We start from the raw sequence: 24,298 nt of genomic DNA on the forward strand, positions 1-24,298 counted from the left end.
TAAAAGCGAGTAATCCAGTCAAACCTATAAAAAACTTGTTTTTTTAGGTGTATTTTATGAATTAATGTATAATTTTTGTACTGATATTAAGATTATTTTTCTGGATTCCTGCTTTCGTGGAAAGGCATTGTTGCGTGGACCAAAAAACCTGTTCGGTGTCACCCCGTGGCTTGACCACAGGGTCCATAAAAACAATAAAAATACTAATAATTTTAGTATTTTTAATTGGATCCCGTGGTCAAGCCACGGGATGACAAAGGTGAAATTGATCCACACAACAACGCCTCGCGGGAATAACATAGAGAAGCATGAAAATGACCTCCTCGCCCTACAACAATGCTGCTAAGGATTAATAATGCAGCAATATATATTTCGTTTTATTACTTCTAATAAATATCATCCTGATGAGTTTATTGTTTCTAATTCTAACGAGCAAGCTTATAATATTATAAAAAATTGGCAGTGCAACTTTGGCGTTAATCCTTATAAATTTACTTTATTAATTAAAGGACCTTCTTCGTCAGGAAAAACTTATTTAACCAAAATATGGCAAAATTTAAGCAATGCCTATATTATTAAAGATATTTTTTTTAATGAAGAAATTTTAGAAAAATATAATGCTTTTATCATTGAAAATATTGAAAACTGGCAAGAGCCGGCATTACTTCATATATTTAATATTATTAACGAAAAACAAAAATATCTTTTACTTACCTCATCTAATAAAAGCAGAAATTTTACTTTACCAGATTTATCTTCACGTATTAAATCAGTACTCAGTATTGTATTAAACCCACCTGATGATGAATTAATCAAAATTCTAATATTTAAGCATTTTTCTATTTCTTCGGTAACAATATCAGGACAAATAATAGATTTTCTTTTAGTAAATTTACCTAGGGAATATTCTAAAATTATAGAAATATTAGAAAATATTAACTATTTTGCTTTAATTTCCAAAAGAAAAATAACAACTTCATTAGTCAAAGAAGTTTTAAATAAGTATAATCATAAAATATTATAACTTTTTCCTTGACTTTAAATCTCCTCAATATAACCTTTCTATAAATTAACTTTTTAGAAAAAATTGTGTTGGGATACGCAAAAAAACAAAAAAATTTAAATAGAGCACAAAAACAGGCTATAGGCTTACTATCGATAGGTACTTTTTTAGAGTATTTTGATCTTATGCTATATGTTCATATGGCAGTACTACTTAATGAGCTTTTCTTTCCGCAATATGATACTCACGTTAATCGCCTTCTTGCAGCTTTTTCTTTTTGTTCTACTTTTATTTTTAGACCCTTAGGAGCTTTGTTATTTGGCTGGATAGGGATAATATAGGTCGGAAATCTACAGTCATTATTACCACTATTTTAATGTCGTTTTCTTGTATCGTTATGGCTAATCTTCCTACTTATGCCCAAGTAGGTGCTAGTGCCGCTTGGATAGTAACAATATGCCGTATAGTGCAAGGTATGTCGTCCATGGGAGAAAGAGTAGGAGCAGAATTATATTTAACGGGATCCGTAGGAGTGCCTAAACGCTTTCCTGCGGTAGCGTTTGTAGGGGTATGTGCTAGCTTAGGATTAACTGTCGCCCTTGGCGTAGCAACCTTAGTTACATCCTATAGCTTTAATTGGCGTATCGCATTTTGGGTAGGTGCAGGAATTGCTTTAATAGGGAGTGCTTCTAGGACTACTTTACGTGAAACACCGGATTTTGTTGATGCTAAGCGTAGAATACAAGAAACTATAAAAGATAGTAATATAATTGATGTAGCAAAGATAAAAAATAATCCTGTATGGCAAGAAAAAGTTAATAAGAAGACTGCAATCTATTATTTTTTAATACAACTAGCACAACCGGTATGGTTCTATTTTGCTTATATTCATTGTAGTAATATACTTAAAGATTCGTTACACTATACCGCTGAAGCAGTAATACATCAAAATTTCATTATTTCTATAGTAGAATTTTTTGTAGCACTAGCACTTACGTGTTTATGCTATAAATTTCATCCACTAAAAATTTTAAAAACGCAATTAGTAATACTTTTAATTTTTCTTCTATTTAGTCCATTAATATTAGATAATATAACGCAAGGCTGGCAAATTCTCTTAATTCAACTAATTGTAGTCACTTTTTCTCCAAGTGAATTTCCGGCAATTCCAATATTTTATAAAAGTTTTCCGGTTTTTAAACGATTTACCTATGCTAGCTTTATATATGCTTCTTCACGAGCTGCTATGTATGTAATTAGTTCTTTTGGGCTTGTTTATTTAACAGAACGTTTTAATAATTTAGGATTGTTGATGATAGTAATTCCTATTATTATAGGGTATAGCCTCGGTATATCACATTTTAAAAAGCTAGAAGTTGAAGCAGGAAATTATTATTGAATATAAAAGGCGAAACGCGGCTTTCACCTTTTATATCAATTATAATTAGTTATATAATTTATCTTCTTCAGAGAGTTTGGTTTTAATTATTTCAAGCAGAGAAAAAACCTTACAATATTCTTCAAGCTTTTCGTTTATTTTTTGCAGCTCATCTAAAGCACTACTAAAATCTTCTTGTATAAATAGGTTTCTACAGTTTTATTCTGCTCTAATGTTTTAAGCATAATATCTTGTAACAATTTATTATAGTGATTTTCTAATTTAGGTGTATTTGACATAATAATTAATAAATAACTTTGTATTTTAATTAATATATGAATTTTTTAATAATACAATAACTTTTAGTTAGTTTATGTTATTATTTATCTATCTTTGCTCTATTATCACTAATTCATGATAAATATTTACCTTAAATTTGCATTTTAAGTAATTTAATTATAGATAATTATTAACAAATTTTAATAATTATCTATAATGCACCTATAGAGCGAATAGAATGGCAAGACCTATAGAAGAAGAAAATAAATATGCACATCACTAGAAGAAGATTTAGATATTGTAAAGGAACAGAAAAAAAGGCATCATCCAATAATATAGATCCAGTACCTAAAAAGCAGCCTCCAATATTTAGAAGTATGAATGATATAGAAGTTATACAAAGGCGTAACTTGGAGCGTATAATTTCTCAAGAAACAGTAAAAAGTAAAGATGATTTATATATAATAGAGCAAGAACGGATACAAAAATTAATGAATAGAGGCACAAACACCTTAAAAAACCATGAACAACAGCCAAATAGTGAGCATAAAGCACAAGCTAACTCAAGAACCTCTAATATTAATATTCTAAATAGTATTAAGACCTCAAAAACATGGAGTAATATAAAGAAAATAAGCAACATAACAGGAAAGATTCTTTTTAATAAAACCACCGCTAGCGTACTCGGATTAATAGCAAGTAGTATTATGCTAGCAACTATAGTACCCGCAACAGCTCCATTTATGTTTGTATCAGCTGCTGCCATGGCAACATCTATAGTAGGTAAAGCAATAATAGATGTAGTACATACTCGAAAGATACGTCTTCTTACACAAGAAAATAAATTATTAGTAAAACATCGTGACGATTTGAGTAAACAACAAGCTCTTTTAAAAATTGACCCGAAGTTAAAAGATATTTTAAAAGATGATTTATATATACATAATGATCCGAATCAAACGAAAGGTAAAAATACTCAAAATACCAAATCATTATTTATAGCATCGGTTATAACAAATGGAATAAGTAATATAGTAAACGTAGCAGGGGTATCTGCAGCTATAATCGGTGGTGGTGTAGCACAAATAATTTCATCAATAAATAAGGATTACAATCATTAAAAGGTTCTAAAGATTCAGTAAATCAGATTCAGGATAGAATAAAGTTAATTAAGGAGTTAAACCATAATATTAATCAAGAAAAACAAAAAACAGATATAGGTAATTATAAAAATATCCAAGAATTAGCAGAGATAGGATATATAAACAAGCTGTTCAAACTGAAGCATTAACCGCTTTACTACAAGATAAGAATTACTTTAAATTTACCGATCAAGAAAAACAACAAAGATTTAATCAGCTTAGTAAAGAAATAACATTAAGGACAGCATTAGAATATGCTGATACAAAAAAAATAACATCACAAAATATAATAGTAGACGTACTAAAAGATATAAATAGAACACATAATCCTTTTTATAAACAGCCAGAACAAATAACTACCCATAAAAGCGTGTTAACAAAAGCAGTTGAAAATACAAATACTAATGATCATAAGGAATATAAAACGATACAGTTAAAAAAGAAATTAGAACTAAGCGGCACAGAAAATATAGTAAATAGAATCGGGAAACAATTAATTAATAACAATACTATTTCTAATAAAAATACAGATACGCCAAATAATTATATAAAAAGAATTACAAAAAAAGATTTAGGGTTAATAAGGTAAAATAGGAAATCATCAATAGCCCTCTTGCATAACCTAATCTTATAAAGAGGAAACACTCACCTCACACTGCAACATACAAAAAGTATATGAGGATATGAATACCGGATTGACGTATAAATATTTTTTTCTCTCAATTAGTTTATTATCATACTATTAACGTCATTAATGAATAGTAAAAATAAGCCAATAGTAAGTTGCACTTCACTTCCTTATTTATCTTATAAAGCGAAAATTCCTATTGACTTTTATATAAAACAGTATAATTTCTTTACAATTTAACTTTTGTAAAGAAATTATGCTCGGCTATGAGAAAGAACAAAGAAGCTTAACACGTAAGCAAAAAGAAGCAATAGGACTATTATCTATCGGCACATTTCTTGAGTATTTTGACCTAATGCTTTACGTGCATATGGCGGTACTTTTAAATGATTTATTTTTTCCTAAGTACGACCCTTTTGTTAATTCACTTCTTAATGCTTTTGCGTTTTGTTCTACTTTCGTTTTTAGACCTGTATGGGCTATAATATTTGGCTGGATTGGTGACAATATAGGCAGAAAAGCAACTGTTATTATCACCACAGCTATTATGGCAATTACCTGCATTATTACAGCGACTCTTTCTTCCTTACTCAGAAATAGGTATAACTGCTACTATAGTTATAACATTATGTAGAGTTGCTCAAGGGATCTCATCAATGGGCGAGATTATGGGGGCTCAAATTTACTTAACTGAAATTACAAAACCTCCTACTCAATATTCAAGCGTGGCTATGATTGTCACAGCCTCTACTGTAGGAGGCGTTGCAGCACTCGGTATAGCATCTATAGTTACCAGTTATAGTTTTAGTTGGCGTATAGCTTTTTGGATGGGAGCAGTTATTGCAGTGATTGGGCTAACTGCACGAACTACTTTACGCGAAACTCCTGTATTTGCAGATGCAAAACGCCAACTTCAAGAAAGCTTAGCTGATGCTATTGAAAAAGGAGATGTAAAAATTAAAAAATCATTTTCTTCTACAAGAAAAGGTCAATAAAAAAACCTGTTTAGCTTATTTTTTAATTGAATGTGCATGGCCTGTATCATTTTATTTTACTTACTCACATTGTAGTAATATATTAAAAAATACCTTTGGCTACACCAGTGAACAGATCATACATAACAATTTTATTGTCTCAATGGTAAATTTAGGTTCATATATAATATTAACTTATCTATGCTATAAAATATATCCATTAATTCTTATAAAATTTAGGTTATTAATATTTTGGTTATTTGCTTTTATATATCCTTATTTATTATCAACTATAGCTAATCCTTTTGAAGTTCTTTTTATACAATCATTTTTTATTATCTTTAGACCTGATGCTTTTCCTACTGTACCTATATATATAAAACATTTTCCAATTTTTAAACGTTTTACCTATCCAAGTTGGTTATTTGCTTTATCACGAGCCTTAATGCATATTATTACCTCTTTTGGACTAGTTTTTTAGTTAAATATTTTGATAATTGGGGGGTATTGTTTATACTAATTCCAGTAAGTATAGGTTTTACGTGGGGAATATTATATTTTGAAAAACTGGATAAAGTGGTTGAAAGCTATCCTCAAACTTCGTTAGTGACCGTTCCAGCTGATAATCTTTAGGATATAGATACTGATAGCATAAAAATAAGAGCCTTTCTTTTATTACTGGAATTTTAAAATATACAGCTATAGTTACAAAATTTATTAAAGTCTCTTCAATAATTTTTTTAGCTTTCTCAGGTGATTTAGCTCCTAAAGTCTGTATATTAGGGCTCTATCAAAAAGTTTTATAAGTGCTGTATTATATCTTTTCTGTTTAATTAATAGATTTAAGCTTTCTTCAGCAGTGATTTTCCCGTAAGGTTTAATTCTAGTTAGACCTTCTACATGTTTCACTACCTCTGCTCCAAAAATGCCGTTAATCATTTCTTCAGTTAATTCTGTATCCTCAATAGTATCATGAAGTAAAGCAGCTTGTAGCATTATGGTCGTAAAAAGCTTAGGAACTTCTTCAGCTACAAACTCCGCAAGCATAATCGTCACCTCAATCGGATGAGAATAATAAGGATCACCTGATTGACGCATTTGAGAACCGTGATATTTACGAGCGTAGTAAATGCCTTTTTTAACCTCCTCTATATCAACAGGATTTTTTACTTTAGTGTTTAAATCTTCGAGTTTATCAAGTAATTTTTTAGCATAAACGCAAACTTCAAACTTTTCTTTCCAAGAGCTTATATCTTTCATAAAAGTTATTTTTTATTTTTGTTAATAATAGTTGATTACAATTAAAGCAAAAATTAAAAAATTGCAATAACAAATAATTTTTTAATTTTAAATATATTAGCAACTTTTGGTTATTTTGTATTTTAGCAACTATCATTTTACTTTATTAACTGCTTTAACTTCTACTTCCTATCGCAATTTATACTTTGCTATTTTTTTGAAAAGCTAGTAAAAATAACGGCAAAAGTAATAAATAATGCGGAAAAGAATTACAGTAAAATTTAGAAAGGTTCCGGACAAGATAAATTTAAAGGCGAGCTAGCTAGACAATATTAATATGTAAGCAAAGGCGATAGTACAAAATTCGCTTGTATCAAGCTTTATGAATTATGCTATATATAAAAGATTCTAAAAACTCGTATGAATCAGGAAATTTATTCAGTGTCATATCATAGCTTGTTGACCACGATATAGCATTATTACGTGGGTCGATTCCACCCATATCATCCTAGCTCGCTTGACCGCAGGTTTCAAAAAAGATAGCCAAGTAATGTAATATTATAATGAAATATTTAACTACCACTAAAGTGAGATAAAAAAGATATAAACTGTCATACTGGAACTTGTTCCGGATATCCAGAAAACCTTAAAAAGTTTTGGATCCCATGGTCAAGCCCATAGTACCGGACATTTTTCGTTCCATGTCATTCCCACGTGGCATTGTTGCGTAGACCGGTAAAACCCACTGTGTCACCCCGTGGCTTGACCACGGGGTCCATAAAAACAATAAAAAATACTAATAATTTTAGTATTTTTAACTGGATTGTCTTAGCAATTACTCCGTAATTTTCTTGCAATGGCATTAAACTATTAACTAATATATACTTAGTTAGAAATGCCATTTCACAAAGATACTGTTTTTCTTGATAGGTTTAACTATTGTAACATTTAAAACTGAAAAGCTTGAGTTTAAGACTCAGAAATACTAAAAACTTTCGATTGGTGGGCGATGACGGACTCGAACCGCCGACACTCTCGGTGTAAACGAGATACTCTACCAGCTGAGCTAATCGCCCATATTTTTTATTAATTAGTAAAATAACATTATTTATAATTAATAAGAAGTATATATAAGTAATTTATAGCAAAATTTTATTAGCTCTTGCTTTTAAATTGCCTATAAAGTGTTATTTACTTTCGTTCAAACTTTTTATTTGTTTTGATAACCTACTGATTTTTCTTGAGGCGGTATTTAATTTAATTATATTTTTTTTCACACCTTGCATTATCTTAGACTGAGCAACAGATAAAGCTAAGTTAGCATTTTCTTTATTACCAAGACTGATTTCATGTACAACTTTCTTTATAAAAGTTTTTATTGCACTAGATCTTTTTTTATTGATTAGAGTTCTTTTTACTGTTTGTCTGGCAGCTTTTTTTGCTGAAGAATGATTAGCCATTACCGAGTCCCTTATATTTTAATTTTTAATTTCTTCATTAGCATCTTGCTGTATATTTCCTTTAGCATTAATATCTCTATCTACAAATTCAATATATGCTATCGGTGCTAAATCACCATAACGGAATCCGGCTTTTATTATTCTAGTGTAACCGCCAGATCTATCTTTATATCTGGTACCTAAAATATTTATAAGCTTTTCTACTGCTTTTTTATCTTTTATTTTTGATAAAACGCTTCTTCTTACCGTTAAATCAGCTTTTTTAGCTTTAGTAATTAGAGTTTCAATGTAAGGTCTTAATTCCTTAGCTTTTGGTAAAGTAGTTTTAATTTGTTCATGGGTTACAAGTGCTACAGCCATATTAGCGAGCATTGCTTGCCTATGGCTACTTGTTACGTTTAACTTTCTACCTTTAATTTTATGTCGCATTTTTATTAGTCCTTAATTATAAGAATCTTCATAACGTTTAGATAATTCTTGAATATTTTCCGGTGGCCAATCCGGTACATCCATACCGAATCTTAAATTAAATTTTGCCAATATTTCTTTAATCTCATTTAAAGATTTTCTACCGAAATTTGGAGTTCTCAGCATATCGGATTCCGTTCTTTTTACTAGATCCCCTATATATATTATATTATCATTTTTCAAACAATTTGCCGATCTAACTGATAATTCCAATTCATCAACTCTCTTAAGTAAATAAGGTGAAAACGGTAAAGCATCAGTTTTAACTTGCTTATCTTCTTCCTGTTCTTCAAAAGAAATAAATAATTGTAATTGCTCTTGTAGAATACGTGCAGCTAAACCTACAGCCATTTCAGGTAATAAATCACCGTTAGTTTCTACAAACATAATTAATTTATCATAGTCAGTAACCTGACCTACCCTAGTATTTTCTACTTTATAAGTAACACTCTTTACCGGGTTAAATAAAGCATCTATAGCTATTTCACCAATAGGTAAATTATCCTCATAGCTATTTGTGCTAAGTACATATCCTTTACCAACCTTACAAGTTAATTCCATTTCGAGCTGCTTGTTCTTAGCTAGATTACAAATTACATTATCCGGATTCAGTATTTCTACATCATGACCTGTTTCAATCATACCGGCCGTTATAACACAAGGTCCTGTTGCTTTTAATTTCATGATACGTTTTTCCGCAACATACATTTTTACTTCAATACCTTTAATGTTTAAAATCACTTCCGATACATCTTCTTTTACACCGGGTATAGAAGAAAATTCGTGTTCTATAGCAGGGATCTTTATAGAAGTGATAGCTGCTCCTTGTAAAGAAGAAAGTAATACTCTTCTCATAGCATTACCGAGTGTTAAACCAAAACCTCTTTCTAAAGGTTCAACTACAATTTTAGCTTTATTATTGGTTTCCGGAAAATTTTCATAAGCGACTTTATTCGGCTTTATTAAAGTATTCCAATTTTTACTTAACGATAACATTTAATACCTATGATTCTCTTATACTCTTATACTCTTCTTCTTTTTGGCGGTCTTACTCCATTATGAGCAATTGACGATACATCTAAAATTGATGTAACCACAAAATTTTGCCCGAATAAAGCTCTCATTGCTGATTCACGCTGAGCTCCCGGCCCTCCAATCCTAATAGAAATAGTTTTTAGACCATATTCTTTTGCTTTTTCCGATGCTCTATCAATTGTTACTTGAGCTGCATAAGGTGTTGCTTTTCTTGCCCCTTTAAACCCATTACCTCCTGCCGATGCAGAAGAAATAGTATTACCTTGGATATCAGTAAATGTTACTATAGTATTATTAAATGATGCTCGGATATGCACAACACCCAGAGTGATAGTTTTTTTCTTTTTCTTAACTTTTACCGTCTGATTCATTATTTATACTCTATACTTAAACTATTATTTTACAGCTTTTTTCTTTCCGGCTATCGCAATAGCTTTACCTTTTCTAGTTCGAGCATTAGAATGCGTGTTCTGTCCTCTCACCGGCAACTTACGTATATGTCTAAGCCCTTGATAACATCTTATATCTTTCTTCTTCTTAATATTAAGCGTAACTTCTTGTCTTAAATCACCCTCAACTTTATACTCACTTTCAATAATATTACGTAAGCTTATTAACTCTTGATCCGTAAGTTCTTTAACTTTTTTACCTTTCGATATTTTTGCTTTATTACAGATCTCTGATGCCATAGTAGGCCCAAGACCATAAATGTAAGTTAAACTCACAACTAAACGTTTATTATCGGGAATATTAACACTTGCAATTCTTGCCACAAATAATCTCCAAAATTTTACTGGTAACTAGAAAATAATATAAAAATCTTTAATAAAGTCAATTTATTTTTAGTATTTTCTGTATATCAATTTCTATTTCTTGTTCATTTTTACTTCCATTAACTATATAAAAATTACCACTATTCTTATAATAATCTATTAACGGATATGTTTCTGTTTTATATACTTCAATTCTTTTTTTTATTACTTCTTCATTGTCGTCTTTTCTATAGTCAAATGTACTTGAACCGCAAACGTCGCATACATTATCAGTTTTAGGCTGCAAGAAGTAACTATTATATATTTTACCGCAATTTTTACAACTATATCTTCCTAAAACTCTTTTAATTAATAATTCATCTGAAACATCAAAATATATTATTTTAATTTTTTCTTTAATAAATGATTCAAAGAATTTTGCTTGCTCTAAATTACGTGGATATCCATCTAATATATAACCGTTTTTATATTCAGAGGATAATAAAAAATTTTTAATTACTTGATTAACTATTTCATTAGGGATAAGCTCCCCTTGCTTAACATAATTATTAATTAACTCTGCTTCACTAATTGATGTTTTAATAATTGTTCTAAATATATCACCGATTGCTATATGTGGTAAATCAATTTTTTTAGCTATTTTTTTTCCTTGTGTTCCCTTTCCGGCTCCTGGAGGACCTAAAAAAATTACTATCACTATTTAAGCTCATTTTTAATTTTTTAATTTTACTTTCTTCATTAAACCTTCATACTTACTACTAAATAAGTAAGTTTGAATCTGAGTCAGAGTATCAAGTACCACGTTCACTACAATTAAAAAACTCGTACCTCCTAAAGAAAAAGAAATTACATACTTATTCATTAATAGCTCCGGAATTACACATATTACACTTAAATATATCCCACCTATAACCGTAAGCCTTGTAAGTATATAATCAAAATAATCAGACGTATTTTTCCCTGGTCTTTTACCCGGAATATAAGCACCGTATTTTCTTAAATTATTAGCAGTTTCTTCAGAATTAAATACTATTGCAGTATAAAAAAAACTAAAAAACATAATTAATGCTACATATAATAAAATATATACGGGTTTTCCATGCCCTAAGTAATAAGTAAGCATGCCCATAGTTTCTGAATTACTATTAGAAAAATTAGCAAGCGTAGCAGGAAATAGTAAAATTGAACTAGCAAATATTGGAGGTATCACACCAGAAGTATTTAATTTAAGAGGCATATGCGTTGCTTCTCCTCCATAAATTTTATTTCCTACTTGTCTTTTAGGATACTGCACCAATAATTTTCTTTGGGCCTTTTCAAAAAATATAATTATAGCTATTAATACAACTACTCCAATACAAACAGCTAACGCTATTAAAGGCGATAATGCTCCTTTTCTTGATAATTCAAACATACTAATAATAGCACTAGGTACTCCCGAAATTATACCTATAAATATAATTAAAGACGTACCGTTACCTATTCCACGTTGTGTAATTTGTTCTCCTAACCACATTAATAGCATAGTGCCTACAACCAAAGTAATTACGGTTGTAACCCTAAAGAAAAAACCCGCTAAAATTACTACAGGACCGGTATTTGTTACAATTGACTCTAAACTTATAGCAACTCCATAAGCCTGAAAAGAAGCAAGCAGAACCGTTAAATATCTCGATAGCTGATTTACTTTTCTTTTACCTACTTCCCCTTCTTTTTTTAAATTTTCTAAAGGTTTATATGCAACTGACATTAATTGGATAATAATTGAGGCGGTAATATACGGCATAATTGCTAAAGCAAAAATAGACATTCTACCTAGCGATCCTCCGGATAGCATGTTGAACATTCCGAGTATTCCGGATTGATTCTTTTCAGCCACACTACTTAAAGCAATTGAATCTATACCTGGTATAGGTATAAAAGACCCAAATCTACATACTATAAGAATGAGAATAGTAAAAACAATGCGACTAACTAAATCATTACCGGATTTTTTAGAAAAATTCTGCCCCATATACTATAATAATTTTCCACCTGCTTTTTCGATTAAATCCTTAGCTTTAGAAGAATAAGCATCTAATTTTAATGATAGGGGAGAAGCGAAATCATCACTACAAATAGATAATAATTTCACTAATTTCTTATTATTTTTATTATTAACTACTCCGGCTTCTACCAATTTTTCTTTTGTAATAGTATCAGCAGCACTTAAACGCCCATCGGCTAATGCTTCTTCAATATTATAAATATTTATTATATTGTATTTTTTAGTTGAAATACAATTAAATCCTCTTTTAGGTAGTCTTTTGATCATAGGTGTTTGACCACCTTCAAAACCTTTTATTGCAACGCCAGATCTAGATTTTTGACCTTTAATTCCTCTACCGCCGGTTTTTCCTTTACCGCTACCAATACCGCGTGCTATTCTTTTCTTATTTTTTTTAGCACCTATATTATTATATAATTCATTTAATTTCATTTAAAAACTCTAATTACATATTTTCTATTTTTAACAAATGCTTTACTTTTTCAACCATCCCTTTGATTGAGTTAGTATTTTCAAGAATAACGCTCTTATTAATTTTGTTTAAACCAAGCCCAACTAATGTCAATCTTTGATCATACTTACGACCTATAGCACTTTTAACTTGAGTAATTTTTATATTATTAATCTTATTATTCATAACTTCACCTATACTTAACGCAACATTATTCATTAACTTGAATATCAGAGGATTTTACAGATATTTCATTTACTTTTTTATCTCTTCTCATAGCAATAGATTTTGGTGATGCAAGTTTATTTAAGGCATCAAATGTTGCAGAAATCATTGCATAAACATTCGTTGAACCTATTGATTTAGCAACAATATCATGAACACCTAAAGAATCAAAAATTGCTCTCATAGACCCTCCGGCTATAACGCCCGTACCTGCTTTAGCTCTTCTTAAAATCACTTTAGCAGCTCCGCTTTTACCGACAACGTCATGGTGAATAGTCCTATTTTGATATAACGGCACTTTCATCATTCTCTTTTTAGCGGCTTGTTTTGCTTTTCCTCGAGCTTCGTTTACTTCTTTAGCTTTTCCGTGTCCCGCTCCGACTCTGCCAGCTTTATCACCGACAACTACATAAGCAGAAAAAGCAAATCTTCTACCGCCTTTTACTACTTTTGTAACTCTATTTACATCAACTAAAACTTCGCTTAAAGTCTCTTCATTTTTTTTAACTTTAGACATTACTACAACCTTATAAACTAAAATTTTATTTTCTCTCTAGCTGCATCAGCTAGAGCTTTTACAACACCGTGATACTTATATCCGCCTCTATCAAATACTACTTCTTTTATCCCTGCAGAATCAGCTTTTTTTGCTATTTCTTCACCTACTTTGATAGCATTTTCAATATTACAATGAGATTTTTTTAATTTTTTTATTTTCTCATCTAAAGTTGAAGCAGAAGCAATCATTATAGACTTAGAATCATCAATAATTTGTGCATATATATGTCTACCTGATTTAAATATCGATAATCTAACTCTATTAGATGTTTTAGATATTTTATGTCTTATTCTACTTCTTCTTTTTTCAAATTTTAGCTTAGCACTACGCATATTTAACTCTTAAATTTAATTTTTCTTACCTTCTTTACGCGGTATAAATTGATTTTCAAATTTAATCCCTTTTCCTTTATAAGGCTCAGGTGGTCTCTGTTTTATAATAATTGAGGCAAATTGTCCTAATTTTTCTTTATCTGTTCCCTCAAGAATAATAATATTTTGCTTAGGTACCTCTATTTTAATATCTGAAGGTATTTCAATTTTTGTATTATGGCTTTTAGCAAGCATTAAATTTAAATATTTACCTTTTACCATTGCTCTGTAACCGACTCCGTTAATTTCGAGTTTAAGCTTAAACCCTTCTTTAACGCCGGTAACCATATTTGATATTATGCTTCTTGCAGTACCCCACATAGCACGTGCATTTTTATTTGCGGCTAAAGGTTTTACTAAAAGCTTATTTTCTGCCAATGAAATTGCTATATTACCTTTAAAAGTTTTTGATAATTCGCCTTTAGGTCCGGATATTTTTACTTCTAAATCATTTAAACCAACTTTTACACCTTCAGGTATAGTAATCGGCAATTTTCCAACACGTGACATTTTTTTACCTTAAAATACTTTACAAATTACTTCGCCGCCGACATTTTTAATATGAGCTTCTCTATCAGACATAACACCGTAAGGAGTAGAAAGAATATATATACCCATATTATTATAATATCCTTTCAAATCTTTAATAGCAGAATATACTCTTTTTCCAGGCTTTGATACTCTATGAATTTCGCATATAGAAGCATCACCGTTTACAGAGTATTTTAAAGCTACCTCAGTATAACTAATATTATTTTTTTGAGTAGTTACATAATCTTTTATATAACCTTCTTTTTGCAAAACATTTAAAATTGAAGTTTTAATTTTAGAACTAGGAAAAGAAACATTTATCAATTTGCTTTTATAAGCATTTCTAATTCTAGTTAACATATCTGCTACATTATCCGTCATTGACATATTATTTACCTATCGACTTTTACCAACTTGACTTAACTACACCGGGAACTAAGCCTCTACCTATTAATTCCCTAAGCTTATTCCTAGATATACCGAATTTTCTTGTAACACCTCTTGGTCTACCTGTAAGCTCACATCTATTTCTTATTCTAGTAGATGATGAATTTCTAGGTAATTGTGCAAGTGACATTACCAAAGAAAAACGCTCTTCTAATGAAATATTTTTATCATAAATTTTACTTTTTAGTGCTGAACGTTTATTATGTAAACTTTGTGATTTTTTTTTCCTACTTTCGTTCTTTTTTATAGAACTTACTTTTGCCATTATATATATCCTAAAAATTAATTATAAAAAGGTAAATTAAACCCTGATAACAAAAACTTACTTTCTTTATCTGTTTTAGCAGATGTAACGATTGTAATATCCATACCCCTTATTGTATCGATTTTATCGTAATTAATTTCAGGAAAAACTATCTGCTCTTTTAATCCAAAAGTAAAATTCCCTTTACCGTCAAAACTTTTATAAGAAAAACCGCGAAATTCTTTAACACGAGGTAACGCAACAATTACTAGCCTTTCTAAAAAATCATACATTCTATCTTTACGTAATGTAACCTTGCAGCCTATTTTCATACTTTCGCGTAACTTAAAGGTTGCAATAGATTTTCTTGCTAACGTTACAACCGGCTTCTGACTGGAAATCAAAGTAAGATCATTTACCGCATTATTAATTACTTTGGAATCGGCTATCGCTTCCCCTACTCCCATATTTATAACAATTTTCTTAATTTGCGGTATTTCATGCTTATTTTTATAAGAAAATTCTTTTTGTAAGTTTTCAATAATTTTTTGCTGATATAATTCTTTAAATCTTAACATTATTTACCTTCCTTACCGATAATTTCCCCTGATTTCTTTGCTACTCTAACCTTAGAACCGTCTTCTAAGAATTTAAAAGCTACTTTGGTAGGGTTACCAGTTTTTGGATCGATGTGTGCAATATTTGAGATATGTATAGGTAATTCTTTAGTTATTATCCCGCCTTCACTCATTTGATTAGGTTTAGTATGCTTTTTTACTAAATTTACTCCAGAAACAATTACTTTACTGTCCTCAGGAAAAACTTTTAATATTTTACCTTTTTTTCCTTTGTGCTTTCCGGTAACAACAACAACTTCATCACCTTTTTTTACTTTTAGTTTAATCATTTATAACACTTCCTCTGCAAGCGACATTATTCTAACATATTTTTTCGCTCTAAGTTCTCTTGTAACAGGACCGAAAACTCTAGTACCGATAGGTTCATCTTGTTTATTCAAAAGCACTAATGCGTTTTTATCAAATTTTATTGTACTACCGTCAGGTCTTACTACTCCGGTCTTTGTACGAACAATCACGCCTTTATAAACATCGCCCTTTTTAACCTTACCGCCGGGTATAGCTTCTTTAACAGATACAACTATAACATCACCCAGCTTTGCCACCATATGATGAGAGCCACCTAAAACTTTAATACACATAACTTTTTTAGCACCGGAATTATCTGCAATTTCCAAGATGCTCTGCATTTGAATCATAAACTACTTCCAATTTTTTATACACGAGAGATAAAATAAACAATCTACCTTATAAAGTCAAAAATTAAAAAACTTTATTCCCCATTTACCACTAACCATGTTTTGGTTTTTGAGATAGGACGACTTTCAATTATACTAACTTTATCTCCTTCTTGATATTTATTTTCTGAATCATGAGCAGCATATTTTTTAGATACTTTCACGAACTTTTTATAAATAGGATGCTTAAACTTTCTTTCTACTTTTACTGTAACCGTCTTATCAGCTTTTGAACTTATAACCACGCCTTGTAACACTCTTTTCGGCATTTTAATATTCCTCACTATTAGATCTTTTTGTTAATTCAGTTTTAATGCGTGCTATAGACTTTTTGACTAACGAAAACCTACTAGTATTTTTTAACTCACCTAAAGCTTGTTGAAATCTTAAATTAAACAATTCTTTTTTTAAAAGATTAAGGTTTTTATAAAGCTCTTCTATTGTTTCAGTAGATAACTTGCTTCTTAATAATTTTAAATCATTCATAACGTCTCACTATCCTTGTTCTAACAGGTAATTTTGCACTTGCAAGCTCCAAAGCTCTAAGTGCAACATTTTCTTCTACCCCTTCAATTTCAAACATAATTCTTCCAGGCGAAACTCTAACTGCAAAAAATTCAGGAGAACCTTTACCTTTACCCATTCTTACTTCGGCAGGCTTTTTAGAAACGGGAACATCCGGAAAAATACGAATCCATAATCTTCCTTGCCTTTTCATACATCTAGTAGCAGCTTTTCTTCCTGCTTCTATTTGTCTTGCAGTAACACGCCAACCGTCTATAGATTTTAGACCAAATGATCCAAAAGCAAGCGTCGTACCTGCTTTTGCTTTTGAAACAACTCTACCCTTATGAGCTTTTCTAAATTTTTGTTTTTTCGGAGCTAACATTTTAATACTTAAAATTAATTATATCTTTTATTTTCTGTATATTCACCTTTATAAATCCACACTTTAACCCCTATAACTCCATAAGTAGTTATAGCCTCAGCTGTTGAATAATCAATATCAGCTCTTAAAGTATGTAACGGCATTCTTCCTTCTATATACCACTCGGTTCTAGCAATTTCAGCACCTCCAAGTCGTCCTGAACAACTAACTCTTATACCTTGTCCACCTTGCTTAAATGAAGCCTGAATTGCTGTTTTCATAGCTTTTCTAAAAGAAACTCTTTTTTCAAGCTGTAGTGCTATAGTTTGAGCTACTATAGCAGCATCTATATTAAATTTTCTAACTTCGTGGATATTTATATAAACTTCTTTTAAAGAAGTCATTTTCTCAATAGCTTTTTTTAGCTTATCAATTTCACTACCGTTTCTACCGATAATGATATTTGGTTTTTTGGCATTAATATTAATTATAATACTTTTATTAGAAGGACGTTCAATTAAAACTCTACTAACTTGAGCTTGATTAAAACCCTTATTTATTAAATCCCTAATTTTTAAATCTTGTATAAAAAGAGTTTTATAATGTTTTTCTGCATATAATACGGAATCCCAACCTTTAATTAAAGTCGGTCCCACTCTAAAACCATGTGCACAAACTTTCTGCCCCATTTTAATTATCCTCTTTTTCTGTAACAGTTATATAAAGATTACTAAAAAACTTATTTATTCTAGTTGCTCTTCCTTTTGCTCTTGGCATAACTCTTTTCATTACTAAAGCCTTACCTACAGTCGCTTTAGTAATAACCAATCTATCTATATCTAGACCTAAATTATTTTCAGCATTTGCAACAGCAGATTGTAAACAGTCTTTTACAACTTTTGCAATTCTTTTAGGAGAAAAAGTTAATTGTACCAATGCTTCAGATACTTTCATATTTCTAATAAAAGCTGCAACTAAATTTAGCTTCCTTGGACTTACTCTAATAGATTTAGCTTTTGCCGTAGCAAAATTTTTATTTTCCTGTACCATATAAATCTTTACTTTCTTTTGACTTTTTTATCTGCTCCATGACCGTGAAATGTTCTAGTAGGAGCAAACTCACCTAATTTTCTTCCAACCATTTCTTCATTTACAGAAACCGGAATAAATTTATTTCCATTATGAACAGAAAAGGTAAACCCTACAAAAATAGGCAAAATCGTTGATCTTCTAGACCAAGTTTTAATCATTTCAGATTTACCTGATTCCATTAATTTTTGAACTTTCTTTATTAAATAACCGTCTACAAAAGGCCCTTTCCATATTGAACGTGCCATACTAATACCTAATTAATTTAAAATCTATTTTCTTTTCTTTACGATAAATTTTGAAGTACGTTTATTTTTACGTGTCTTCTTACCCTTTGTTGGGAATCCCCAAGGAGTAACAGGATGGCGTCCTCCTGAAGTTTTACCTTCACCACCGCCATGAGGGTGATCTACAGGATTCATTGCTACACCTCTAACATGCGGTCTCCAACCGAGCCATCTATTTCTACCTGCTTTACCTAAATTAATATTTTTTTGATCCGGGTTAGATATACTACCTATAGTAGCTTTACAATCTAAAGGTACTAACCTAAATTCACCTGATCTTAATTTAATCTGAGCATACCCTGAATCTTTACCTACTAGATCTACTGAAGTACCTGCAGACCTTGCAATTTGACCACCCTTACCCACTTTCATTTCAACATTATGTAAAGTAGTACCGATAGGAATGAATTTTAAAGGTAAACAATTTCCTATTTTTATATCAGCATCTTGACTTGATATTACTCTATCACCTACAGATAATTTTTGTGGTGCTAGAATATAAGAATATTCCTCATCTTCATATTTTATTAAAGCAATAAAAGCAGTTCTATTAGGGTCATACTCTATTCTTTCAACAATAGCAGAAATATCTATTTTATTTCTTTTAAAATCAATAATACGATATAATTTTTTGTGTCCTCCACCTCTGTGCCAAGAAGTAATCCTACCTTGATTATTTCGTCCACCGGTTTTAGATATACCTTTGGTCAAAGATTTTAAAGGTCTGCCTTTCCATAAACTAGTTTTATCAACTTGAACTAACTCTCTAAGAGAAGGAGTAATTGGATTAAAGTTTTTTAAAGCCATTTATTTAATTCCTCCGGCAAAATCTATATTATGGTCTTTTTCTAATGTAACAATAGCTTTCTTTCTATTGATTTGAGTCCCTATAATTCCTTTAAATCTTTTCTTCTTACCTTTAACGTTTAAAATATTCACTTTTTTTACTTTTACTTTAAATATTTCTTCTATAGCCTTTTTAACGGTAAGTTTTTCAGCAAATTTATCTACATAAAAAGCGTATTTATTTTGTTCCGAAAGGGTGGTAGTTTTTTCTGTAATAATAGGTTTTCTAATTAAATCGTAGTATTTATAAGAACTCATCTTAACCTCTCTTCTAAAACGCTCACTGCTTCTTGTGATAATAGGACATATTCATGTCGTATTATATCATAAACATTTGCCCCTATTTGTGGAACAATCACAGTATTATAAATATTTTTTGCAGCTAAAGAAAAATTAGTATCTACTTCATTTCCATCTATTACAAAGAAACTTTTCCCTTGAAATTTGCTTAATATATTTACAAGAGCAGAAGTTTTAGGCTTATCTAGCTTTAAAGAATCTATTACTAATAATTTTCCTTCAGCGAATTTCTCGGATAAAGCATGAATTAAACCAAGTTTTCGTACTTTTTTAGGTAATTTTGTTGCATGACTACGTACTCTAGGTCCGTGAGCTACACCACCACCACGCATCTGTACCGATCTAAGGGAACCTTGTCTTGCATTACCTGTACCTTTTTGCTTAAAAGGTTTTTTTGTGGTTCCAGATACTTCTGATACTGTTTTAGTTTTGTGGTTACCGGACATTGCTTTAGCTCTCTGCCAATCAATAACCTGCTTTATTATATCATCTCTGATAAATTCAACAGCAAATATATCTTCGTTTAAGCTAATCTCACCAACTTCTTCATTAGCAAGACTTAATATTTTAGTTTTCATCTTTATTTAACCTTATACAGTCTTATATAAAACTTTTATATAAATAATATTGCATGGCGTTTTGTTAATTTGATAATCTTTAACCTCAACAAACATGTCTAAGAGGTTATCAGTAAACAAATTTTAACCTATAATTTAATTCTTTTTTATTGCATCTTTTACTGAAAGATACGAATTTTTGTGACCAGGTATACTACCCTGAATCATAATAAGCTTACGCTCTTTATCAACGGCAAATATTTTCAAATTTTGAATAGTAACTTGGTTACATCCCATATGACCAGCCATTTTTTTGCCTTTGAAAACCTTTCCTGGATCTTGTCTTTGTCCTGTAGAACCGTGCGAACGATGGGATATAGAAACACCGTGAGAAGCTTCAAGACCTTTAAAATTATGTCTTTTCATACTACCAGCAAACCCTTTACCTATAGTAGTTGCCGTTATATCCACAAATTGTCCTGCCGTAAAATGATCTACTTCTAGACTTGCTGCTATATCAATAAAATTCTCTTCAGAAATTCTAAATTCTTTTAATTTAGTTTTAGGAGATATTTTAGCATTAGCAAAAACTTGTTTCATAGGCTTAGTTACTCTAGATATTTTTTTATCTTTTATACCTATAACCAAAGCATTATATCCATGTTTTTCTAGAGTTTTATGCCCTACCACTTGACAATCATCAACTTTTACTAATGTCAAAGAAATTCTTTCTCCTTTATCATTAAAAACACTAGTCATCCCAATTTTTTGAGCAATTATACCGGTTCTCATTTATTCCCCACTCTCTAATTCAATCACTACATCAACACCTGCTGCTAAATCAACTTTACTTAAAGCATCAACAACCGCCGGATTCGGATCATCTATAACTAATAATCTTTTATGCTTTCTAATTTCAAATTGCTCTCTTGACTTCTTATGTACATGAGGAGACCTATTTACGGTAAATCTTTCAATTTTTCTAGGTAAAGGAATAGGACCATTAATGTTAGCAAATGTTCTTTTAACAGCACTAACTATCTCTTTTGTAGCTTGATCAAGACTACTGTGATCAAATGATTTTAAACGAATTTTGATTTTATTTTTCATTCAGTAAACCTAATATTTAAACAGCAAGATGTTTTTCAGACATCTTAAAATATAAATACCTATTATTAAAAAATAATAGGTATTTATAAAATCAATTAATTATTTATTTTAGTTACTACGCCGGCACCCACTGTTCTACCACCTTCACGTATAGAGAATTTTAACCCTTCCTGCATAGCAATCGGTTTAATTAATTCCACCGTAAAAGTAGCATTATCTCCAGGCATAACCATCTGCTTATCAGCAGGCAATTTTATTGTACCGGTAACGTCTGTTGTTCTAAAATAGAACTGCGGACGATAGTCATTAGTAAATGGGGTATGACGTCCACCTTCTTCTTTACTAAGCACATATACTTCAGCTTCAAACTTATCATGAGGTTTTATGCTACCAGGTTTTGCGAGAACTTGTCCTCTTTCAACTTCTTCTCTTTTTGTACCGCGTAGTAATATACCGACATTATCTCCGGCTTGTCCTTCATCAAGTAATTTTCTGAACATTTCTACACCGGTACAGGTAGTTTTTTGCGTATCTTTTAGACCGACTATTTCAATTTCCTCACCTACCTTAATTATTCCTGACTCTACTCTACCTGTTACAACAGTACCTCTTCCTGAAATAGAGAATACATCTTCTATCGGCATTAAGAAAGGTTTATCCGTAGCTCTTACAGGCTGCGGTATATAGCTATCTACTGCATCCATTAACTCATTAATAGCTTTTTCACCTTCAGGCTTTCCTTCTAAAGCTTGAAATGCAGAACCTTTAATAATAGGTATTTCATCACCCGGGAAACCGTATTTTGATAATAATTCCCTTACTTCCATCTCTACTAGTTCTAATAGATCAGGATCATCCACCATATCTACTTTATTTAAGAATACTACCATAGCAGGTACACCTACCTGTTTTGCTAGTAATATATGCTCTCTAGTTTGCGGCATAGGACCATCAGCAGCAGAAACTACTAATATTGCACCGTCCATCTGAGCAGCACCGGTTATCATGTTCTTTACATAGTCAGCGTGTCCCGGACAATCTACGTGTGCATAGTGTCTATTTTTAGTCTCATATTCTACGTGTGCAGTAGAAATAGTTATACCTCTTTCTTTTTCTTCAGGAGCAGCATCAATTTGATCATAAGCTGTAGCTTTTGCTCCACCTGTCTTAGCAAGTACTATAGTTATTGCTGCCGTTAAGGAAGTTTTACCGTGATCTACGTGACCGATCGTACCTATATTAACGTGCGGTTTAGTTCGTTCAAATTTTGCTTTTGCCATGTTATTACTCTCTACAATTAGGTTTAATACAAGTTAATTTTTTATAAGTGCATTTTTTGCTAAATTTATTTGTTACCACTATCTCTGGAGCGGGTGATGGGAATCGAACCCACACAGCCAGCTTGGAAGGCTGGAACTCTACCATTTGAGCTACACCCGCATTGTGGCACTGTTAATAAAATAATTTCAAAGATATTTTGTTAACAATGCTATATCAATTTTATTCAGATTTATAAATATACACAATTATGTTTTATTTTTAAATAAAATTAAACATATATACATGAATCTTTTAAAATAAAATGATACGCTTCCCTGAACCATTTAAGTGGTGGAGGGAGAAGGATTCGAACCTTCGAACGCTTACGCGGGCAGATTTACAGTCTGCTGCCATTGACCACTCGGCCACCCCTCCTAAAGAACTTTACTGTGTTAAATAGACTAATTCACTGTAAAATACAATATATAATATATATAATTAGTATTAGGACTTAATAAAACTTCTTGCCGAATCATCAAATAAACAAATAGCAGCTTGCACATTTATTTAGTTGTAACTTTCTATAATAAATAGTAGTTTCTGTCAAGAACAAATTACTGACGGTTTTCAATAAGATGCAAAATAAAAAACTTGATTCTAAAAATTGTTATTATATGTATGGGAAACATCCTGTATTTTCTGCTCTAAATAATTCAAAACGTCAAATTGAAAATATTTTATGCACTAGGGAAATTTTTGATACAAACAAAAAATTAATAGGTACCAGATCTTATGAAATTGTTAATAACGATATTTTATCTAAATTACTGGAAAACCAAACACATCAAGGAATAGCTGCAAAAGTTAGACCAATTTTTTCTTACAATCTAGAGGACGTAGATATAAAAAACTCAAAATGTAAAATTGCGATTCTTGATCAAATAACAGACACACAAAATATTGGAGCAATTATTCGTAGTGCCGCTGCTTTTGATATAAATGCTATAATATTACCTCAAGATAATTCTCCAAATGAAAGCGGCAGCATTGCTAAAGCGGCTTGCGGTACTTTAGAATTAATACCTATAATTAAAGTTACTAACTTACGCTCATGTATGAATTATCTTAAAAAACACGGCTTTTGGATTATAGGTCTAACAGGTTCTGCAAATGACTACTTTACTGATAAATTAATTTCCGACAAAATGGCATTAGTATTTGGCTCAGAAGATAAAGGCATACGAAGATTAGTCGAAGAAACATGTGATTATTTAGCCAAAATCCCTATTTCTAAGAGAGTAGAAAGTCTTAATGTATCAAATGCCGCTTCTATAATTTTTCATTCATTACATAAATAATATTTTTAATAAATCAAATATTGTTTTTTATTTACTTCGATATAAATATTTAGT

The 24,298-nt window shown here is 30.8% G+C and carries 35 protein-coding genes, 3 tRNA genes and 4 pseudogenes; 8 read left to right on the forward strand and 34 right to left on the reverse strand.

Features of this window, described 5'->3' with window-relative positions:
* Positions 1 to 121 precede the first annotated feature (121 nt).
* From ACE38Q_RS04195 to ACE38Q_RS04210, 4 genes and pseudogenes are all read left to right on the forward strand, one after another.
* Positions 122 to 289 (forward strand): annotated as a pseudogene (locus ACE38Q_RS04195) (tRNA lysidine(34) synthetase TilS); the annotation flags it as partial.
* A gap of 66 nt (positions 290 to 355) precedes the next feature.
* Positions 356 to 1,024, forward strand: coding sequence for an HdaA/DnaA family protein (locus ACE38Q_RS04200; RefSeq protein ID WP_500190213.1), 669 nt, complete (start codon positions 356 to 358; stop codon positions 1,022 to 1,024).
* A gap of 65 nt (positions 1,025 to 1,089) precedes the next feature.
* Positions 1,090 to 1,344, forward strand: a complete 255-nt coding sequence (locus tag ACE38Q_RS04205) for a hypothetical protein (RefSeq protein ID WP_500190214.1) — start codon at positions 1,090 to 1,092, stop codon at positions 1,342 to 1,344.
* Positions 1,345 to 1,379: 35 nt separating this feature from the next.
* Entirely contained in the window at positions 1,380 to 2,402 is a 1,023-nt protein-coding gene (locus ACE38Q_RS04210) for an MFS transporter (RefSeq protein ID WP_500190215.1), read from the forward strand.
* Between the two features lie 45 nt (positions 2,403 to 2,447).
* Here ACE38Q_RS04210 and ACE38Q_RS04215 read toward each other — a convergent pair.
* Positions 2,448 to 2,680: pseudogene (locus tag ACE38Q_RS04215) on the reverse strand (hypothetical protein).
* 249 nt (positions 2,681 to 2,929) lie between these two features.
* On the opposite strand from ACE38Q_RS04215, the gene ACE38Q_RS04220 reads away from it, so the two are divergent.
* From ACE38Q_RS04220 to ACE38Q_RS04230, 3 genes and pseudogenes are all read left to right on the forward strand, one after another.
* A complete protein-coding gene (locus tag ACE38Q_RS04220) occupies positions 2,930 to 3,781 on the forward strand; it encodes a hypothetical protein (RefSeq protein WP_500190216.1) in 852 nt (283 codons plus the stop codon).
* A gap of 391 nt (positions 3,782 to 4,172) precedes the next feature.
* Complete coding sequence (locus tag ACE38Q_RS04225; RefSeq protein ID WP_039594936.1) at positions 4,173 to 4,391, forward strand: hypothetical protein; 219 nt, start codon at positions 4,173 to 4,175, stop codon at positions 4,389 to 4,391.
* Between the two features lie 295 nt (positions 4,392 to 4,686).
* A pseudogene (locus ACE38Q_RS04230) lies at positions 4,687 to 6,037 on the forward strand (MFS transporter).
* Here ACE38Q_RS04230 and ACE38Q_RS04235 read toward each other — a convergent pair.
* The 33 genes and pseudogenes from ACE38Q_RS04235 to ACE38Q_RS04395 all read right to left on the reverse strand — a co-directional run bounded on the left by ACE38Q_RS04235 (position 5,943) and on the right by ACE38Q_RS04395 (position 23,321).
* A pseudogene (locus ACE38Q_RS04235) lies at positions 5,943 to 6,664 on the reverse strand (HD domain-containing protein). The pseudogenes ACE38Q_RS04230 and ACE38Q_RS04235 sit on opposite strands and share 95 nt — an antisense overlap.
* Before the next feature lie 979 nt (positions 6,665 to 7,643).
* Positions 7,644 to 7,719, reverse strand: a tRNA-Val gene (locus tag ACE38Q_RS04240).
* A gap of 111 nt (positions 7,720 to 7,830) precedes the next feature.
* On the reverse strand, positions 7,831 to 8,103 hold the full coding sequence (gene rpsT, locus ACE38Q_RS04245) for a 30S ribosomal protein S20 (protein ID WP_040256087.1): 273 nt from the start codon (positions 8,101 to 8,103) through the stop codon (positions 7,831 to 7,833).
* An 18-nt stretch (positions 8,104 to 8,121) separates the two neighbouring features.
* Positions 8,122 to 8,532 carry a 50S ribosomal protein L17 gene (rplQ, locus tag ACE38Q_RS04250; protein WP_500190217.1) on the reverse strand — a complete coding sequence of 137 codons (411 nt, stop codon included), beginning with the start codon at positions 8,530 to 8,532 and terminating at the stop codon, positions 8,122 to 8,124.
* A gap of 12 nt (positions 8,533 to 8,544) precedes the next feature.
* Positions 8,545 to 9,567 (reverse strand): DNA-directed RNA polymerase subunit alpha, encoded by a 1,023-nt coding sequence (locus ACE38Q_RS04255; RefSeq protein WP_500190218.1) that lies wholly within the window; start codon positions 9,565 to 9,567, stop codon positions 8,545 to 8,547.
* A gap of 26 nt (positions 9,568 to 9,593) precedes the next feature.
* Complete coding sequence (rpsK, locus tag ACE38Q_RS04260) at positions 9,594 to 9,977, reverse strand: 30S ribosomal protein S11 (RefSeq protein ID WP_008580920.1); 384 nt, start codon at positions 9,975 to 9,977, stop codon at positions 9,594 to 9,596.
* Positions 9,978 to 10,001: 24 nt separating this feature from the next.
* Complete coding sequence (gene rpsM, locus ACE38Q_RS04265; RefSeq protein ID WP_500190219.1) at positions 10,002 to 10,379, reverse strand: 30S ribosomal protein S13; 378 nt, start codon at positions 10,377 to 10,379, stop codon at positions 10,002 to 10,004.
* Positions 10,380 to 10,437: 58 nt separating this feature from the next.
* Positions 10,438 to 11,076: an adenylate kinase gene (locus ACE38Q_RS04270; protein WP_500190220.1), complete on the reverse strand. Its 639-nt coding sequence runs from the start codon at positions 11,074 to 11,076 to the stop codon at positions 10,438 to 10,440.
* Between the two features lie 15 nt (positions 11,077 to 11,091).
* Positions 11,092 to 12,393 (reverse strand): preprotein translocase subunit SecY, encoded by a 1,302-nt coding sequence (gene secY / locus ACE38Q_RS04275; RefSeq protein ID WP_500190221.1) that lies wholly within the window; start codon positions 12,391 to 12,393, stop codon positions 11,092 to 11,094.
* A gap of 3 nt (positions 12,394 to 12,396) precedes the next feature.
* Positions 12,397 to 12,858, reverse strand: coding sequence for a 50S ribosomal protein L15 (rplO, locus tag ACE38Q_RS04280; RefSeq protein WP_266264669.1), 462 nt, complete (start codon positions 12,856 to 12,858; stop codon positions 12,397 to 12,399).
* Between the two features lie 13 nt (positions 12,859 to 12,871).
* On the reverse strand, positions 12,872 to 13,063 hold the full coding sequence (rpmD, locus tag ACE38Q_RS04285; RefSeq protein WP_039594859.1) for a 50S ribosomal protein L30: 192 nt from the start codon (positions 13,061 to 13,063) through the stop codon (positions 12,872 to 12,874).
* A 25-nt stretch (positions 13,064 to 13,088) separates the two neighbouring features.
* Positions 13,089 to 13,619, reverse strand: a complete 531-nt coding sequence (gene rpsE / locus ACE38Q_RS04290) for a 30S ribosomal protein S5 (protein ID WP_011270644.1) — start codon at positions 13,617 to 13,619, stop codon at positions 13,089 to 13,091.
* A gap of 17 nt (positions 13,620 to 13,636) precedes the next feature.
* Positions 13,637 to 13,993 carry a 50S ribosomal protein L18 gene (gene rplR, locus ACE38Q_RS04295; protein WP_500190222.1) on the reverse strand — a complete coding sequence of 119 codons (357 nt, stop codon included), beginning with the start codon at positions 13,991 to 13,993 and terminating at the stop codon, positions 13,637 to 13,639.
* A gap of 15 nt (positions 13,994 to 14,008) precedes the next feature.
* Entirely contained in the window at positions 14,009 to 14,542 is a 534-nt protein-coding gene (rplF, locus tag ACE38Q_RS04300; protein WP_040256099.1) for a 50S ribosomal protein L6, read from the reverse strand.
* 9 nt (positions 14,543 to 14,551) lie between these two features.
* Positions 14,552 to 14,950, reverse strand: a complete 399-nt coding sequence (gene rpsH / locus ACE38Q_RS04305) for a 30S ribosomal protein S8 (RefSeq protein ID WP_041078363.1) — start codon at positions 14,948 to 14,950, stop codon at positions 14,552 to 14,554.
* Between the two features lie 19 nt (positions 14,951 to 14,969).
* Complete coding sequence (gene rpsN / locus ACE38Q_RS04310) at positions 14,970 to 15,275, reverse strand: 30S ribosomal protein S14 (protein ID WP_011270640.1); 306 nt, start codon at positions 15,273 to 15,275, stop codon at positions 14,970 to 14,972.
* A gap of 17 nt (positions 15,276 to 15,292) precedes the next feature.
* Positions 15,293 to 15,832 carry a 50S ribosomal protein L5 gene (rplE, locus tag ACE38Q_RS04315; protein ID WP_500190223.1) on the reverse strand — a complete coding sequence of 180 codons (540 nt, stop codon included), beginning with the start codon at positions 15,830 to 15,832 and terminating at the stop codon, positions 15,293 to 15,295.
* A complete protein-coding gene (rplX, locus tag ACE38Q_RS04320) occupies positions 15,832 to 16,161 on the reverse strand; it encodes a 50S ribosomal protein L24 (protein WP_500190224.1) in 330 nt (109 codons plus the stop codon). Before rplX ends, rplE begins: the two co-directional genes overlap by 1 nt.
* Positions 16,162 to 16,530, reverse strand: a complete 369-nt coding sequence (gene rplN / locus ACE38Q_RS04325; protein ID WP_500190225.1) for a 50S ribosomal protein L14 — start codon at positions 16,528 to 16,530, stop codon at positions 16,162 to 16,164.
* 74 nt (positions 16,531 to 16,604) lie between these two features.
* Positions 16,605 to 16,838: a 30S ribosomal protein S17 gene (rpsQ, locus tag ACE38Q_RS04330; RefSeq protein ID WP_039594825.1), complete on the reverse strand. Its 234-nt coding sequence runs from the start codon at positions 16,836 to 16,838 to the stop codon at positions 16,605 to 16,607.
* A 1-nt stretch (position 16,839) separates the two neighbouring features.
* A complete protein-coding gene (rpmC, locus tag ACE38Q_RS04335) occupies positions 16,840 to 17,055 on the reverse strand; it encodes a 50S ribosomal protein L29 (RefSeq protein ID WP_004596213.1) in 216 nt (71 codons plus the stop codon).
* Positions 17,048 to 17,458 carry a 50S ribosomal protein L16 gene (rplP, locus tag ACE38Q_RS04340; protein WP_500190226.1) on the reverse strand — a complete coding sequence of 137 codons (411 nt, stop codon included), beginning with the start codon at positions 17,456 to 17,458 and terminating at the stop codon, positions 17,048 to 17,050. Before rplP ends, rpmC begins: the two co-directional genes overlap by 8 nt.
* A gap of 14 nt (positions 17,459 to 17,472) precedes the next feature.
* Positions 17,473 to 18,126, reverse strand: coding sequence for a 30S ribosomal protein S3 (rpsC, locus tag ACE38Q_RS04345; protein WP_202068910.1), 654 nt, complete (start codon positions 18,124 to 18,126; stop codon positions 17,473 to 17,475).
* A 1-nt stretch (position 18,127) separates the two neighbouring features.
* The gene (rplV, locus tag ACE38Q_RS04350; protein WP_008580961.1) at positions 18,128 to 18,487 is read right to left on the reverse strand and encodes a 50S ribosomal protein L22; all 360 of its coding nucleotides are present in this window, start codon (positions 18,485 to 18,487) and stop codon (positions 18,128 to 18,130) included.
* 8 nt (positions 18,488 to 18,495) lie between these two features.
* A complete protein-coding gene (rpsS, locus tag ACE38Q_RS04355; RefSeq protein ID WP_008580964.1) occupies positions 18,496 to 18,774 on the reverse strand; it encodes a 30S ribosomal protein S19 in 279 nt (92 codons plus the stop codon).
* 24 nt (positions 18,775 to 18,798) lie between these two features.
* On the reverse strand, positions 18,799 to 19,620 hold the full coding sequence (rplB, locus tag ACE38Q_RS04360) for a 50S ribosomal protein L2 (RefSeq protein ID WP_500190227.1): 822 nt from the start codon (positions 19,618 to 19,620) through the stop codon (positions 18,799 to 18,801).
* Positions 19,621 to 19,917, reverse strand: a complete 297-nt coding sequence (rplW, locus tag ACE38Q_RS04365; RefSeq protein WP_011270632.1) for a 50S ribosomal protein L23 — start codon at positions 19,915 to 19,917, stop codon at positions 19,621 to 19,623.
* On the reverse strand, positions 19,914 to 20,537 hold the full coding sequence (rplD, locus tag ACE38Q_RS04370; RefSeq protein WP_266264628.1) for a 50S ribosomal protein L4: 624 nt from the start codon (positions 20,535 to 20,537) through the stop codon (positions 19,914 to 19,916). Before rplD ends, rplW begins: the two co-directional genes overlap by 4 nt.
* A gap of 135 nt (positions 20,538 to 20,672) precedes the next feature.
* A complete protein-coding gene (rplC, locus tag ACE38Q_RS04375) occupies positions 20,673 to 21,308 on the reverse strand; it encodes a 50S ribosomal protein L3 (RefSeq protein ID WP_500190228.1) in 636 nt (211 codons plus the stop codon).
* Complete coding sequence (gene rpsJ, locus ACE38Q_RS04380; protein WP_500190229.1) at positions 21,309 to 21,626, reverse strand: 30S ribosomal protein S10; 318 nt, start codon at positions 21,624 to 21,626, stop codon at positions 21,309 to 21,311.
* Positions 21,627 to 21,721: 95 nt separating this feature from the next.
* The gene (tuf, locus tag ACE38Q_RS04385; protein ID WP_500190230.1) at positions 21,722 to 22,906 is read right to left on the reverse strand and encodes an elongation factor Tu; all 1,185 of its coding nucleotides are present in this window, start codon (positions 22,904 to 22,906) and stop codon (positions 21,722 to 21,724) included.
* Positions 22,907 to 22,991: 85 nt separating this feature from the next.
* Positions 22,992 to 23,066, reverse strand: a tRNA-Gly gene (locus ACE38Q_RS04390).
* 169 nt (positions 23,067 to 23,235) lie between these two features.
* Positions 23,236 to 23,321: transfer RNA gene (locus ACE38Q_RS04395), tRNA-Tyr, on the reverse strand.
* Between the two features lie 200 nt (positions 23,322 to 23,521).
* Here ACE38Q_RS04395 and rlmB point away from each other — a divergent pair.
* Positions 23,522 to 24,244 carry a 23S rRNA (guanosine(2251)-2'-O)-methyltransferase RlmB gene (rlmB, locus tag ACE38Q_RS04400; RefSeq protein WP_500190231.1) on the forward strand — a complete coding sequence of 241 codons (723 nt, stop codon included), beginning with the start codon at positions 23,522 to 23,524 and terminating at the stop codon, positions 24,242 to 24,244.
* Positions 24,245 to 24,298 lie beyond the last annotated feature (54 nt).

It is taken from the genome of Rickettsia endosymbiont of Thecocarcelia acutangulata (genome assembly GCF_964263195.1).
Taxonomy (GTDB): domain Bacteria; phylum Pseudomonadota; class Alphaproteobacteria; order Rickettsiales; family Rickettsiaceae; genus Rickettsia; species Rickettsia felis.

Bases quoted from the DNA above. Each gene is read 5' to 3' on its own strand.
- ACE38Q_RS04200 (WP_500190213.1), top strand. From the start codon at position 356: ATGCAGCAATATATATTTCGTTTTATTACTTCTAATAAATATCATCCT.
- ACE38Q_RS04210 (WP_500190215.1), top strand. From the start codon at position 1,380: ATGTCGTTTTCTTGTATCGTTATGGCTAATCTTCCTACTTATGCCCAA.
- ACE38Q_RS04220 (WP_500190216.1), top strand. From the start codon at position 2,930: ATGCACATCACTAGAAGAAGATTTAGATATTGTAAAGGAACAGAAAAA.
- rpsT (WP_040256087.1), bottom strand. From the start codon at position 8,103: ATGGCTAATCATTCTTCAGCAAAAAAAGCTGCCAGACAAACAGTAAAA.
- rplQ (WP_500190217.1), bottom strand. From the start codon at position 8,532: ATGCGACATAAAATTAAAGGTAGAAAGTTAAACGTAACAAGTAGCCAT.
- ACE38Q_RS04255 (WP_500190218.1), bottom strand. From the start codon at position 9,567: ATGTTATCGTTAAGTAAAAATTGGAATACTTTAATAAAGCCGAATAAA.
- rpsK (WP_008580920.1), bottom strand. From the start codon at position 9,977: ATGAATCAGACGGTAAAAGTTAAGAAAAAGAAAAAAACTATCACTCTG.
- secY (WP_500190221.1), bottom strand. From the start codon at position 12,393: ATGGGGCAGAATTTTTCTAAAAAATCCGGTAATGATTTAGTTAGTCGC.
- rplO (WP_266264669.1), bottom strand. From the start codon at position 12,858: ATGAAATTAAATGAATTATATAATAATATAGGTGCTAAAAAAAATAAG.
- rpmD (WP_039594859.1), bottom strand. From the start codon at position 13,063: ATGAATAATAAGATTAATAATATAAAAATTACTCAAGTTAAAAGTGCT.
- rpsE (WP_011270644.1), bottom strand. From the start codon at position 13,619: ATGTCTAAAGTTAAAAAAAATGAAGAGACTTTAAGCGAAGTTTTAGTT.
- rplR (WP_500190222.1), bottom strand. From the start codon at position 13,993: ATGCGTAGTGCTAAGCTAAAATTTGAAAAAAGAAGAAGTAGAATAAGA.
- rplF (WP_040256099.1), bottom strand. From the start codon at position 14,542: ATGTCACGTGTTGGAAAATTGCCGATTACTATACCTGAAGGTGTAAAA.
- rpsH (WP_041078363.1), bottom strand. From the start codon at position 14,950: ATGTCAATGACGGATAATGTAGCAGATATGTTAACTAGAATTAGAAAT.
- rpsN (WP_011270640.1), bottom strand. From the start codon at position 15,275: ATGGCAAAAGTAAGTTCTATAAAAAAGAACGAAAGTAGGAAAAAAAAA.
- rplE (WP_500190223.1), bottom strand. From the start codon at position 15,832: ATGTTAAGATTTAAAGAATTATATCAGCAAAAAATTATTGAAAACTTA.
- rplX (WP_500190224.1), bottom strand. From the start codon at position 16,161: ATGATTAAACTAAAAGTAAAAAAAGGTGATGAAGTTGTTGTTGTTACC.
- rplN (WP_500190225.1), bottom strand. From the start codon at position 16,530: ATGATTCAAATGCAGAGCATCTTGGAAATTGCAGATAATTCCGGTGCT.
- rpsQ (WP_039594825.1), bottom strand. From the start codon at position 16,838: ATGCCGAAAAGAGTGTTACAAGGCGTGGTTATAAGTTCAAAAGCTGAT.
- rpmC (WP_004596213.1), bottom strand. From the start codon at position 17,055: ATGAATGATTTAAAATTATTAAGAAGCAAGTTATCTACTGAAACAATA.
- rplP (WP_500190226.1), bottom strand. From the start codon at position 17,458: ATGTTAGCTCCGAAAAAACAAAAATTTAGAAAAGCTCATAAGGGTAGA.
- rpsC (WP_202068910.1), bottom strand. From the start codon at position 18,126: ATGGGGCAGAAAGTTTGTGCACATGGTTTTAGAGTGGGACCGACTTTA.
- rplV (WP_008580961.1), bottom strand. From the start codon at position 18,487: ATGGTACAGGAAAATAAAAATTTTGCTACGGCAAAAGCTAAATCTATT.
- rpsS (WP_008580964.1), bottom strand. From the start codon at position 18,774: ATGGCACGTTCAATATGGAAAGGGCCTTTTGTAGACGGTTATTTAATA.
- rplB (WP_500190227.1), bottom strand. From the start codon at position 19,620: ATGGCTTTAAAAAACTTTAATCCAATTACTCCTTCTCTTAGAGAGTTA.
- rplW (WP_011270632.1), bottom strand. From the start codon at position 19,917: ATGAGTTCTTATAAATACTACGATTTAATTAGAAAACCTATTATTACA.
- rplD (WP_266264628.1), bottom strand. From the start codon at position 20,537: ATGAAAACTAAAATATTAAGTCTTGCTAATGAAGAAGTTGGTGAGATT.
- rplC (WP_500190228.1), bottom strand. From the start codon at position 21,308: ATGAGAACCGGTATAATTGCTCAAAAAATTGGGATGACTAGTGTTTTT.
- rpsJ (WP_500190229.1), bottom strand. From the start codon at position 21,626: ATGAAAAATAAAATCAAAATTCGTTTAAAATCATTTGATCACAGTAGT.
- tuf (WP_500190230.1), bottom strand. From the start codon at position 22,906: ATGGCAAAAGCAAAATTTGAACGAACTAAACCGCACGTTAATATAGGT.
- rlmB (WP_500190231.1), top strand. From the start codon at position 23,522: ATGCAAAATAAAAAACTTGATTCTAAAAATTGTTATTATATGTATGGG.